The following is a 12,180-nucleotide window of genomic DNA, read 5'->3' as shown; positions in this document are numbered from 1 at the left end:
GATGGGGACGGAATGCCGGCCATCTGCAGGGCCGGCATTGCAAGGCCGGCCCCTTTGGACCGGCCCGTACGGACCGGCCATGAAGCTGAGTTACTTCGGCGGCATGCGGATGGCGCCGTCGAGACGGATGGTTTCGCCGTTCAGCATGTCGTTGGTGATGATGCTGTGGACCAGCTTGGCGTAGTCTTCCGGGCGGCCCAGGCGCGCGGGGAAGGGGATGCTGGCAGCCAGCGAGTCCTGCACTTCCTGCGGCATGCCGAAGATCATCGGGGTGCCGAAGATGCCCGGGGCGATGGTCATGCAGCGGATGCCGGTCTTGGACAGGTCGCGCGCGATCGGCAGCGTCATGCCCGCCACGCCCGCCTTGGAAGCTGCATAGGCCGCCTGCCCGATCTGGCCGTCAAAGGCAGCGACGGATGCCGTGTTGATCATCACGCCGCGTTCGCCGGTGGGTTCGGGCGTATTGGCGCTCATGGCCTCGGCGGCCAGACGCATCATGTTGAAGCTGCCGATCAGGTTGATCGACACGACTTTCTGAAAGAGTTCCAGCGGGTGCGCGCCATTCTTGCCGACGATCTTGGCGGCGGGAGCCACACCCGCGCAGTTGACCAGACCAAACAGCGAGCCCAGTTCCAGCGCGGCGGCCACGACCTTCTTGCCGTCGGCTTCCTGCGTCACGTCGCAGTGCACGTAGCGCTGGCCGAGTTCCTTGGCGAGGGCTTCGCCCGGCTCGTCCTGCAGGTCGGCAATGACGACCTTGGCGCCATGTTCGACCAGCATGCGGGCGGTGCCGGCGCCCAGGCCGGATGCGCCGCCGGTAACGATGAATACCTTGTTCGCGATTTCCATGTGTGTACCACCAGATCAGTTCAAGGGAAGGAAGGCGGCGCGCCGGGCGCCGGATGCAACAAGGCCTTCGGGCCTGGGCCGGAACGCGCTGCGTCCGGCCGGCGCCGAAGGCCTTTGGGCCATCGAGACGCCGATCAGCTTTGAACGGCTTCGAACAGGCGCGACTTGATTTCGTCGACGGCGCCCACGCCCGAAATCTTGCGGTACTTCGGGGCCGCGGCGGAATCTTGCTGCGCCCAGGCCGAGTAGTAGTCGACCAGCGGACGCGTCTGCTCGCGGTACACCGACAGGCGATGGCGCACGGTTTCCTCGCGGTCGTCGTCGCGCTGGACCAGGTCCTCGCCGGTGACGTCGTCCTTGCCTTCGATCTTGGGCGGGTTGAAGCGCACGTGATAGCTGCGACCGCTGGGCTGGTGCACGCGGCGTCCGCTCATGCGTTCGATGATGTCTTCTTCGGGCACGGCGATTTCCACGACGTAGTCCAGCTTGACGCCGGCGCTCTTGAGCGCGTCGGCCTGCGGGATGGTGCGGGGAAAGCCGTCGAACAGGTAACCGTTGGCGCAGTCGGGCTGCGTCAGGCGGTCTTGCACGAGGCCGATGATGATCTCGTCGGAAACCAGGCCGCCGGCGTCCATGACCTTCTTGGCTTCAATACCCAGCGGGGTGCCCGCTTTCACCGCGGCGCGCAGCATGTCGCCGGTGGAGATCTGGGGAATGCCGAAGTGCTGCGTTAGAAACGCGGCCTGGGTGCCTTTGCCGGCGCCGGGGGGTCCGAGCAAGATGAGACGCATGAGTGCTCCTGAAGGGGTTTATTTTTTGTGATCCGGGGGATTATGCCGCAACGCAGCAGCCAATGCGGGGCTGCGCCATGGGAAATAACCCTTATATCTGATTGCTGTAGATCAAGCGGACGCGCTCGAGATCGGCCGGGGTATCTACCCCACCCGCAGGAGGCGTCGACGCCCGATGGACGACGATGACGTGGCCGTGTTCCATGGCCCGCAATTGCTCCAGCGATTCGAAGCGTTCCAGCGCGCCTTGGGGCAGGGTCGGGAAGCGGCGCAGGAACGACGCGCGGTAGGCGTACAGGCCGATGTGATGCCAGGCGGGCAGTCCCTGCGCCAGCACACGTTCGCCGCCGGCCAGCGCGTCGCGCGCCCAGGGAATGGGGGCGCGCGAAAAATACAGCGCGCGGTCGTCGGCGGCACAGACCAGCTTGACGACGTTGGGGTTGAACAGCGCCTCGGCATCGGCCAGGGGGCAGGCACAGGTGGCGATGTCGGCCTGCGGATACGCTTGCAGCTTGGCCGCCACCGCGTCGATGAGTTCGGGTTCGATCAGGGGTTCGTCGCCCTGCACGTTCACCACGATGGCGTCGTCGGGCAGGCCAAGCTGCTCGACCGCTTCGGCCAACCGGTCGGTGCCGGTGGGGTGATCGCCACGGGTCATCAGGGCGCGCAAGCCGTGCGCCTGCGCCGCCTGCTGCACGCGCCCGTCATCGGTGGCGATGAAGATCTGCGAGGCGCGGGACAGGGCAGCACGGTCGGCGGTGCGCACGACCATCGGCTTGCCGGCGATGTCGGCCAGCGGCTTGTCGGGCAACCGGGTCGACGCGGTGCGTGCCGGGATGATGGCGATGAAGCTCACGATGCAGCGTTCAGCGAGGGGCGGCGGTGTCGTCCAGCGCGCGGGCCTCGGATTCCAGCATGACCGGAATGCCGTCGCGCAGCGGGAAGGCCAGCCGGTCCGCACGGCAGACCAGTTCGGCCTGCTGCCGGTCGTGTTCGAGGCGGCCCTTGCACAAGGGGCAAACGAGGATGTCGAGAAGGCGGGATTCCATGACCGCGATTCTAAAACAGTTTTGCCGCCGGACAGCGCGCGCCGCGTCGGGGTTGCGGCAAGAGGCCTGTTACGCCGTTGGGTTGCGGCCCCGGTTTTCGCTGCCACCGTTCTGCCCACGACCCGGACGCTCTTTGCGAGCGCGCAGCGCGTCGGCCAGCCAGTCAAAGAGCCTCGGGTCGGAGAACGCGGCTTGCACCGGCACTTCCCACAAGCGGGGATCGTTCAAGGCGCCGCATTTGATGGCGTCCTTGGCGGTCACCAGGATGACGTCGGCGTCCAGCGCCTGGAAGGGTGACGTAGCGTAGTCGTGGTGATCGGGCAGGGGAAGCGTTGCGGACAGCGTGATGCCGGCTGAGCGCAGCGTGGTGAAAAAGCGCTCCGGATTGCCGATGCCGGCCGCGGCCGCGATGCGGGGCTGGCCGGCAAAGGCGGACAGCGGCTGCGTGGCCTGTCCCCCGATATGGCGCGCCAGGCCCGGTTCTAGCCACATCTGGATATGGCGGGGCCGGGTGTCTGACACCGTTGAGAGACGGCCGTCATGCTGCGAAGGCGCCTCAAGGGTGTCGGACACTGCAGGCGAGGCGCCGGGCGTGCCGATATTCGTGACCACGGCGTCCACGTCGGCCAGACGGCTGGCGGGTTCGCGCAGCGGGCCGGCGGGCAGCAGGCGCCGGTTGCCCACGCCGCGCTGGTCCTGCACCACGATTTCGATGTCCCGTGCTAACGCCAGATGTTGCAGGCCGTCGTCCGAGACGATGACATCGACCTTCGGATGCGCCTGCAGCAACACCTGGGCGGCGAGGGCGCGCTTGGGGTGGATGCACACGGGGGCGCCGGTGGCGCGCGCGATCAGCGCGGGTTCGTCGCCGAATCGAGCCGCTTCCAGGTCGCCCAGCCCCACCCGCGGATGGGGACCGACCTTGACGCCATAACCCCGGCTGACCACACCGGGCGTGTAGCCGCGGGCCCGCAGGTTCTCGACGGTGGCGATCACCATGGGCGTCTTGCCCGTGCCGCCCACGAAGATATTGCCGATCACGACCACGGGCACGGGCGGCCGGTAGGACACCTTGGCGCCGCTGGCGTAGCGCGCGCGCTTGCGCTCGACCGCCCAGGCGGTCAGCGCGGACAGCGGGCGCAGGGCGGTGGACAGCCAGCCGCCGCGCTGCCATTGGCGGGCCAGCAGTGATGCGCGTCGGGTTTTCAACGGTTGGTCTGGGCGGCGAAATTGACGCGGCCGATGCCGGCAAGGCGCGCGGCTTCCATGATGTTGATCACGGACTGGTGGGTGGCCTGGGCGTCGGCATTGATGATGACGAGCGGCTCGGTCTTGCCGGCCGCGGCCTGGCGCAGGGCGTCGGCGATTTCGGGCGGCGTGGAGACGTCGATCAGGGTGCCGTTCAGGGCGTAGCGGCCATCCTGGCTGACCGCGACTTCCAGCGCGGGCGGCGTGTCCTGTTCGGACGATGCCTGGGGCAACGTCACCTTCAACTGCGTGAACCGGGTGAACGACGTGGTGGCCGCCAGGAAGATGAGGATGACCAGCAGGACGTCGATGAGCGGAATCAGGTTGATGTCCAGCTCATCGCGGTCGCCCCGGGAACCGCGGAAATTCATGGGCGGGCCTCGCGGGAGGCGCGCGCCGGCGCAAGGGCGCGGATCAGGCGGGAGGCAGCCTGTTCCATGGCGTTGAGGTAGCCGTCCACGCGGCCGCGCAGATAGCGGTGCGCAATCATGGCGGGAATGGCGATCAGAATGCCGAAACCGGTGTTGTAGAGCGCGATCGAAATGCCGCGCGCCAGTTGGGCGGGGTCGCCGCCGCCGGGCGTGTAGGAGCCGAAGATTTCGATCATGCCGACGACCGTGCCGAACAGGCCCATCAGCGGGGCGACGACGGCGATGGTGCCGATGGCGGAAATGTAGCGGCTGAGATCATGCGCGACGGCGCGGCCAGTGTCTTCGACCACGTTGCGCAGTTCTTCGCGCGGCAAGTGGCGGTGGCGCATCACTTCGGCCAGCACGCGGCCCAGCGGCGAATTGCGTTCCAGCCGGTGGATCGAGTCTGGCGTGTCCTGGTGATTGCGCAGCATTTCGGCGACCTGCTCGTTCAGGCCGCGCGGCATCACCAGGTTTCGGCGCAGGGACAAAAAGCGCTCGAAGATCAGCGCCAGGCCCAGCACGGATGTCGCCAGCAGGGGCCAGATGGGCCAGCCGGCCTCGCGCAGAATGGAAAGCAAAGCGGTCAACTCCTGAGGAGCCGAAGGCGCCGCAAGCGGCGCACAGTGGCATCTGAACAAGCCGAAACTGTAACGGTGCGGCGCGTATGTGGCAAGGCGGGGGAAGACCCGAATTATCCACAGAATCTGTGGATAATTCTGTGTAGAACTCAGCCGGAAGGCTTATGGGCACGGGGCTTGCGCTTGTTTGCTTCAAATGCGCGCACTGCCGTGTCCTATATAAGTCCTTATAAATCAATGATTTGCACCGAATTTGCTGGCTTTCTGGGCAGTTCGTGCAAATTTCTGCGAACGCGGTATCATTGCGCCCCGCTCCGCCTGCCCTGTGGACAGGTTCGCATCGGAAAGCCCCATGACAATTGAGCTCCCAGTCACAAACAACGCATTTGCGCGGGAAATCCTTACAGTTGCCCAGCTAAACCAAGCAGTGGGGCAGTTGCTGGAACGCAGCATCCCGGCGCTGTGGGTTCGCGGCGAGATTTCCAATTTCACGCAGGCGGCGTCCGGGCATTGGTACTTCACGCTCAAGGACAGCCGGGCCTCCGTGCGGGCCGTCATGTTCCGCAGCCGCGCCAGCGCCGTGGGCTTCGTGCCCCGGGCGGGCGACCAGGTCGAGATCCGGGCGCGCGTTTCCCTGTACGAACCGCGGGGCGACTATCAGCTCCAGGCTGACGCCATGCGGCGGGCAGGATTAGGGAATCTGTACGAGGCTTTTTTGCGCCTCAAAGAGCAACTGGCCTCCGAGGGGCTGTTCGATCCGGCCCGCAAGCGCGAGCCCGTCCGTCTGCCCCGTGCGATCGGGGTGATCACCTCGCTGCATGCGGCAGCGCTGCGTGATGTGCTGTCGGCCCTGGCCCGGCGGGCGCCGCAGGTGCCGGTCATCATCTATCCGGCCCCGGTTCAGGGGGCGGATGCCGCCAACAAGCTGGCCGCGCAGTTGCGTCTGGCCAACGAGCGGGCCGAGGTCGATACGCTCCTGCTGGTGCGGGGCGGCGGCAGCATCGAAGACCTCTGGAGCTTCAACGACGAAGACCTGGCGCGCCAGGTGGCGGTCAGTGAGATTCCCGTCATCAGCGGCGTGGGTCACGAAACCGACTTCACCATCGTGGACTTCGTGTCCGACCTGCGGGCGCCCACGCCCACCGCCGCGGCCGAACTGGCCTGCGCGCCGCGCGCCGAATTGCTGGGCCGCGTCATGCAGACACTGCAAACCATGGTGCGCGGCCAGCAGCGCCGGCTGGAGCGGGCAGCGCAGCGCCTGGACCGCGCCACCGCGCAGTTGGTGTCCCCGGCACAACGCCTGCAACACCAGCGCGAGCGCTTGAACAGCCTGCAATACCGACTGGCCTCGGCCTGGTCCGCGCCGCAAGGCCGGCGCGCCGCGCGCGTCAATCTGCTGGCGCAGCGCCTTAGCCATCGCGTGCCGGACACGGGCAGGGCCGCCGAACGTCTGGCGGGCGCCGTGCGTCAACTGGGGCAGGCCCATGCCCGCCTGCTGGTGCAGCGGCGCAATCGCCTTGCCGCCGCCTCGGCGCAACTGCGCGCCCTGGATCCGGGCAATACGCTGGCGCGCGGTTACGCGATCGCCCGCGACGCGGAGGGCCGCATTGTTCGTGACGCGGCCGCGCTGTCGGCGGGCCAGCCGCTCGACCTGAGCTTCGCGCAGGGCGGGGCGCAGGTCCAGGTGCAATCCACGCGTTCCACGCGCGACCCAAGCTAGTTTTTCCGCGAGCCCCGAAAGGGGACGGCGCGCGGCGTGAACGCACGCAAATCCTCTCCACCCGAATCATGGCGGCAGGATGTTCCACGACAGAAATCTGAAATGGGCGGCCACCGGACTGGCCGCGGCGATATGGGCGACCGGGGTGGGCTCCGTGGCCTACGCGGAAAACGCGACCGTTTCCCCGGCAGCGCCCGCAGCCACCGCACCCTCAGTTACACCACCCTCAGCCGCAGCCGCCGATTGCAACTGCACGTCGCCGTACCGCGAATACAAAAGCGCCGACACGCCGGAAACGGAGGCCCTGTTCGCAGCTGCCGGGCGCAACGACGAGGCGGCATTCCTGGCCGCGCTGGCGCAGGTCGAACGGCCCGGCGACTATGCCCGTGACGGCGTCCCCTTGCTGCATGCCTTGCTGATGCCGCCACGTGATCTGCGGTCGCAGTACGTGTATTGGGACATGACGCCGGAAGACGCGGCGCGGTTGCGCCAGACGCACGAGGCCAGCATGCCGGCCCGCGCGCGCATGCTGGCCGCGCTGCTGGCCACCAGGCCGGACCTGAACGACATCACGTACGAATCGCGCCGGCCACCGCTCCACCTGGCGCTGTTGTACGGCACGCCGGCCATCATGGAGGCGTTGCTGGCCGCGGGCGCCAACCCCGACCAGCGGGGTGACCAGAACAACACCCCGCTGGAATTCCTGCTGCACCGCGATTTCGAATTCGCGGTGCGCCAGACCTACCTGCCGCGCCTCGTCGACCGCAAGAGCCTGACGCGCATGGTGGTGGCCTTGTTCGGCGCCGGCGCCAGCCGCCCGTATGCGGCGCTCGACGCCGATACCGCCGCGTCAAGTGTCTTGAAGGACGGACAGGGCAAGACGCGGCCCGCGGCGGACTTCCTTGCGTGGTTGCCCCTGGTGGAACTGACGGAAGGTGCGGAGGCGCTGCGAGCGCTGGCCGCCACGGGCAGCCGGCCGGCCTATGAAGAGGAACTGACCGCCCTGGCGTTCGCCGCCTACGAAGGCGATGCGCAGGCCGTGTCGTACCTGATGGAGGTGGGCCCTCGCGCGATCCCGGCCACGGCGTACGGAGAAACCGGCGACCGTGACGTGTGGCTGGATGCGGCGCAAGCAGCGGTCGAAGGCGGACATCCCGCAATCGCCGAACATTTGCTGCGCGCGGGCATGCCCTTCGCGCAACGCGGCCCGCAAGTGGGCTCGGGCGGCCTGATATTCGCCAAGCCCCAGATGGGCAATCGGCCGATCCTGAACCTGGCGGCCCAGCGCGGCGACACGCAGACCGTGCAGCGCCTCCTGGCCCTCGGTGCGCCGGTCGACGGCGATCCCGCGGAACCGCATGGCAACACGCCGCTGGCCGATGCCGTCGAAGCCGGCAAGTCCGGCGTCGTGAAGGCGCTGCTGGCCGGGGGCGCCGATCCGGGCTTGCGGCGCGAAGGCTACGACCGCCGGTCGGCGCTGGAGGTTGCGGTGCGGGCCGGAGACACCGCGCTGCTGCGCACCCTGTTGGCGGCGATGAAACCCGACACGCTGCGCGCGGCGCTGCAGAACCCCGCCGACTCGCCCGTCGCGCAACTGCTGCGGCAGCCGGGCGGGCAGGGCGCGGCAGTGCTGCGCATGTTCGCGGACGCCGGTTTCGATATGAAGACGCTGGACGCAAGCGCCATTCGCCAGGCGCTCGAAAGCCGTGATACGGCGCTGGCCTTGATGCTGATCGAGGCGGGCGTGCCGGTGAATCCGTATGTGGACCCCGCGGTAAAGGCGGCCGATAAAGCAGCCGGGGATGGGGCCGGCCGCGATGCCTGGCCGCCAATCCTGGACGATCCGCGCGGCACGCCGCCGCTACTCCTGGCGGCGACCTCGGGTCAGGTGGCGGTCGTCGACGCATTGCTGGCCAAGGGCGCGGACCCCGCCGCCATCGCGCCGGACGGCGAGAGCGCTTTGTATTGGCTGATCGGTCGTCAGGACACCGCCATGCTGGATCGGCTGCTGCGCGCCGGCGCTCGGTTGGACGACCCGCGGCTGCCGGTCGCGCCCAACCCGTACGCACTGCTCAACGCCGCCGTGGCGTCCGGCGACATGGAAACGGTGCGCCGCGTGAGCGCGGTGAACCGCCAGCCGCTTGCGCAAGCGTGCATGCCAGACAACGGGGAGTTCGTGCTGATCGACAAGCCTGGCTACTTTGCAGCACTGCATGCGGCCGGTTTCACCGGTCAGCCATCGTCATGCGCGCGGGATGGACGTGCCTTGCCCGATCGCATCGTGTCGATGCTGCTGCATAGCCGGGAGCTGGTCACCGCGCGGCATGACACTGTGGTGCAGGTATTGCGTCTGTTGAAGGCGTCGGGCACCGATCTGGATGCGCCGCTGCCCGATGGCGATACGCCCCTGAACGCCGCCATCCGGCTGGGACGCCGGGACCTCGCCCAAGCGTTGCTCGACGCCGGCGCCAGCCCTGATGCCGGCGACGGCTCGGGCCGCGGTCCTGCGTGGATCGCACTTGAAACCGGCCAGCCCGCCATGCTGGCCTTGCTGGCGCAGCACCACGCGCGCTTCGACGCGGCGGTGGCGCCGCCGGGCCAGTCGTTCCGCACGGCGCTTGCCTGCCAATCCGATCCGGCCTTCGCGCGCGTCCTGCAGGATGCGGGTATCACGCTGCGGGCAGACTGCGCGCCGCCGCCCGCGCAAGGCCGGCGCGTGGGATCCAAAGCCGCCAGCAAGTCTTCGGAAGCCGTGCGCATTCCGGGCCATTACTACCTGCGCGGCGTGCGGGAAGTGGGCAGCGAATTGCTGCTTCTGGAAGACGGCAGCTTCGAATATTTCCTGAGCTATGGCGCCGTCGACATCAACGCGCGGGGCGCCTGGCGCAGCGACGGCAAGCAGGTGTTCCTGGACACGCCGCCGCTGCGGCCGTACTCCGCCATCGCGAACGTGCGCGCGGACACCAGGCCGGCCAAGGCCGGCATGCTGACGGTGCGCGTGTATCACCGTGACCGCCCGGTCAATATCGACGTGGCGGTGTCATCGGCCGATCAGGACTACGGCGGCGGGCCGCGCCAATCGGAAGGGGCGGACGGCGTCTCCGTGCCCATCGCGGCAGGCGCGTTGAAGGCGCTGGCCGTCTTCGTGCCGGCGCCGTCTGGTGGACGTTGGCACGAGGTGGACGTGGCCCGCATCGACGCCGCCACGCGGGCTGTGCGCATCGACGTCGACGTGCCCGACGACGCGGCCAGCGCGCCGCTGCACAAGGTCCTGGCCATGGATAAGGACGGCGCGCTGGTCGAAACCGGCAGCGGGCAGGAGCTGCGTTACGTGAAGTGACGACATGCGGTGACGCCATGCGGTGAGGCCATGCGGTCACGCCGTGTGCGCCGCCGCGCGCGGTCGCAACAACGCGCGGTCATAAGCATGTGCCCGTTAACCCCGCGCCAGCGCGGGGTTAACACGGTATCCTCAGGAGTTGCCGATACAATTGACCGGCTTGATCGTGCTCTCAACAGAAGGAACCATCACATGGCACATACTCTTCCCCCCCTGCCTTACGAACTCGACGCTCTGGCGCCGCACATCTCCAAGGAAACGCTGGAGTTCCACTACGGCAAGCATCACCAGACGTACGTCACGAATCTGAACAACCTGATCCCGGGTACGGAATTCGAAACGCTGTCGCTGGAAGACATCGTGAAGAAGTCCTCGGGCGGCATCTTCAACAACGCAGCCCAGGTCTGGAACCACACGTTCTACTGGAACAGCCTGGCTCCCAAGGCCGGCGGCGCACCGACGGGCGCGCTGGCAGACGCCATCAACGCCAAGTGGGGCAGCTTCGACGCCTTCAAGGAAGCCTTCAACAAGTCGGCTGCCGGCAACTTCGGTTCGGGCTGGACCTGGCTGGTCAAGAAGGCCGACGGTTCGGTCGACATCGTCAACACCAGCAACGCCGCCACCCCGCTCACGACGGCCGACAAGCCGCTGCTCACCTGTGATGTCTGGGAACACGCGTACTACATCGACTACCGTAACGCGCGTCCCAAGTACCTGGAAAACTTCTGGGCCCTGGCGAACTGGGATTTCGCTGCCAAGAACTTCGCCTGATCGGCGGTTCCGGCGCGCATGCGGTCTTAGCGCCGCATGCCTGGACACACGACCCCTCGCCCCGGCGAGGGGTTTTCTTTTGTTCAGAAAAAAGTCAGTTTCGAAAACCCTGTCGACTGTCGCGTTCATTACACGGAACTGACGCCTGAACTGGCTTTTTCTCAGGGTAAGCCCTAGACCAAACGGCGATATCGTTCCTCCCCGGTCAGCGCTTGCACCCCGGAGCGCATGGCTGCGGCGAAGCCGCCACAAGCCGGGGCACACACAGGGAAGGGAAGCATGTTGCGGTTATTTTCGGGGATGCGCATCGGCGCTCGCCTGACAGGCGCGTTTTTGCTGGTGGCGGTGATAGGCGGTGCGATCGGGGCCTTCGGCGTATGGGGGCTGTCGCGTATCAATGAAATGAATGACAGGCTTTACGACACCGAATTGCGCGGCATTTCGGATCTGAAGGAAGCCAACATCAATCTGATCTACGCAGGTCGTGCGCGCAATGCGTATCTGGGGGCGTCGACCGACCAGGAGCGTCTGGCGCTGCGCAAGCAGTTTGACGACGCGGTCAAGAACATGGACGTGCTGCGCGAGAAGGCAGCCGCCAATTTCTACGAAGAACAGACCAAGCACCTGCTCGCGCAGTTCGGCGAAACCGAACAGGTGTGGAAGCGCGAGGCGGCCGCATTCTTCGATGCGGCCAAGTCGCAGCCCATGACGCAGACCGATCCGCGCGTGGCCGAGGCCGAAAAGCGCGTCATCGCCTCGTCGCAGAAGCTCGATGACCTGATGACCAATCTGGCCATCAGCAAGGAAAAGGCCGCCGAGCGCTCGGTGGCGGAAGGCACGGCGCTCTACAACACGGTTCGCGCCATCATGATCGCCCTGGCGATCGCGGGCGTGGCGGTTGGCATGCTGTTGGGATGGCTGGTGACGCGCGGCATCGTGCGTCCGCTGGGCGAAGCCGTATCGGCCGCACGCCAGGTGGCCGCGGGCGACCTGACCACCGATATCCGCGTGGTCACGCGCGACGAGACCGGCGATCTGATGGGCGCGCTCAAGGCCATGAATGAAAGCCTGGCCCGCATCGTCAAGGACGTGCGCGACGGCTGTGAAAACATTGCGTCGGCGTCGTCGCAGATCGCGCAGGGCAACGCCGATCTGTCGCAACGCACGGAAGAGCAGGCCTCCTCGCTCGAGGAAACCGCGGCCTCGATGGAAGAGCTGACCAGCACGGTGCAGCAGAACGCCAACAACGCCAGCGAGGCCGACCGCCTGGTCAGCCAGGCGTCGAACGTCGCCGTGCGCGGCGGCGAGGTGGTCGAGGGTGTCGTGCAGACCATGAGCGCGATCTCGGACAGTTCGCGCCGCATTGCCGACATCACGGGCGTGATCGACGGCATCGCGTTCCAGACCAACATCCTGGCGCT

General features: G+C 67.2%; 11 protein-coding genes. 4 read left to right on the top strand and 7 right to left on the bottom strand.

Annotated elements, in window-relative coordinates:
- Positions 1-90: 90 nt before the first annotated feature.
- The 7 genes from B2W22_RS09090 to B2W22_RS09060 all read right to left on the bottom strand — a co-directional run bounded on the left by B2W22_RS09090 (position 91) and on the right by B2W22_RS09060 (position 4,928).
- Positions 91-849 (bottom strand): 3-hydroxyacyl-CoA dehydrogenase, encoded by a 759-nt coding sequence (locus B2W22_RS09090; protein WP_175123486.1) that lies wholly within the window; start codon positions 847-849, stop codon positions 91-93.
- Between the two features lie 134 nt (positions 850-983).
- Positions 984-1,640 (bottom strand): adenylate kinase, encoded by a 657-nt coding sequence (adk, locus tag B2W22_RS09085; protein ID WP_175123485.1) that lies wholly within the window; start codon positions 1,638-1,640, stop codon positions 984-986.
- A 91-nt stretch (positions 1,641-1,731) separates the two neighbouring features.
- Positions 1,732-2,496: a 3-deoxy-manno-octulosonate cytidylyltransferase gene (kdsB, locus tag B2W22_RS09080; protein ID WP_175123484.1), complete on the bottom strand. Its 765-nt coding sequence runs from the start codon at positions 2,494-2,496 to the stop codon at positions 1,732-1,734.
- Between the two features lie 10 nt (positions 2,497-2,506).
- Positions 2,507-2,689 carry a Trm112 family protein gene (locus tag B2W22_RS09075; protein ID WP_175123483.1) on the bottom strand — a complete coding sequence of 61 codons (183 nt, stop codon included), beginning with the start codon at positions 2,687-2,689 and terminating at the stop codon, positions 2,507-2,509.
- A gap of 69 nt (positions 2,690-2,758) precedes the next feature.
- Positions 2,759-3,898, bottom strand: coding sequence for a tetraacyldisaccharide 4'-kinase (gene lpxK / locus B2W22_RS09070; RefSeq protein ID WP_286937268.1), 1,140 nt, complete (start codon positions 3,896-3,898; stop codon positions 2,759-2,761).
- A complete protein-coding gene (locus B2W22_RS09065) occupies positions 3,895-4,308 on the bottom strand; it encodes an ExbD/TolR family protein (protein WP_175123481.1) in 414 nt (137 codons plus the stop codon). Before B2W22_RS09065 ends, lpxK begins: the two co-directional genes overlap by 4 nt.
- Entirely contained in the window at positions 4,305-4,928 is a 624-nt protein-coding gene (locus B2W22_RS09060) for a MotA/TolQ/ExbB proton channel family protein (RefSeq protein WP_175138397.1), read from the bottom strand. Before B2W22_RS09060 ends, B2W22_RS09065 begins: the two co-directional genes overlap by 4 nt.
- A gap of 352 nt (positions 4,929-5,280) precedes the next feature.
- Between B2W22_RS09060 and xseA the strand changes: the two genes are divergently transcribed.
- The 4 genes from xseA to B2W22_RS09040 form a co-directional block, all read left to right on the top strand.
- Positions 5,281-6,648: an exodeoxyribonuclease VII large subunit gene (gene xseA / locus B2W22_RS09055; protein ID WP_175123479.1), complete on the top strand. Its 1,368-nt coding sequence runs from the start codon at positions 5,281-5,283 to the stop codon at positions 6,646-6,648.
- A 79-nt stretch (positions 6,649-6,727) separates the two neighbouring features.
- Positions 6,728-9,988 (top strand): ankyrin repeat domain-containing protein, encoded by a 3,261-nt coding sequence (locus B2W22_RS09050; RefSeq protein WP_286937266.1) that lies wholly within the window; start codon positions 6,728-6,730, stop codon positions 9,986-9,988.
- Between the two features lie 192 nt (positions 9,989-10,180).
- Complete coding sequence (gene sodB / locus B2W22_RS09045) at positions 10,181-10,759, top strand: superoxide dismutase [Fe] (RefSeq protein ID WP_056324270.1); 579 nt, start codon at positions 10,181-10,183, stop codon at positions 10,757-10,759.
- A gap of 279 nt (positions 10,760-11,038) precedes the next feature.
- Positions 11,039-12,180, top strand: a 1,142-nt coding sequence (locus B2W22_RS09040; RefSeq protein WP_286937265.1) for a methyl-accepting chemotaxis protein, incomplete at its 3' end; no start/stop codon positions are given.

Origin of the sequence: Achromobacter sp. UBA4530 (assembly GCF_002388205.1) — a bacterium.
GTDB classification, from domain to species: Bacteria; Pseudomonadota; Gammaproteobacteria; order Burkholderiales; family Burkholderiaceae_B; genus Achromobacter; species Achromobacter animicus.
The sequence above is the reverse complement of the archived record's forward strand: the minus strand, read 5'-3'. Positions and strand labels throughout refer to the sequence as shown.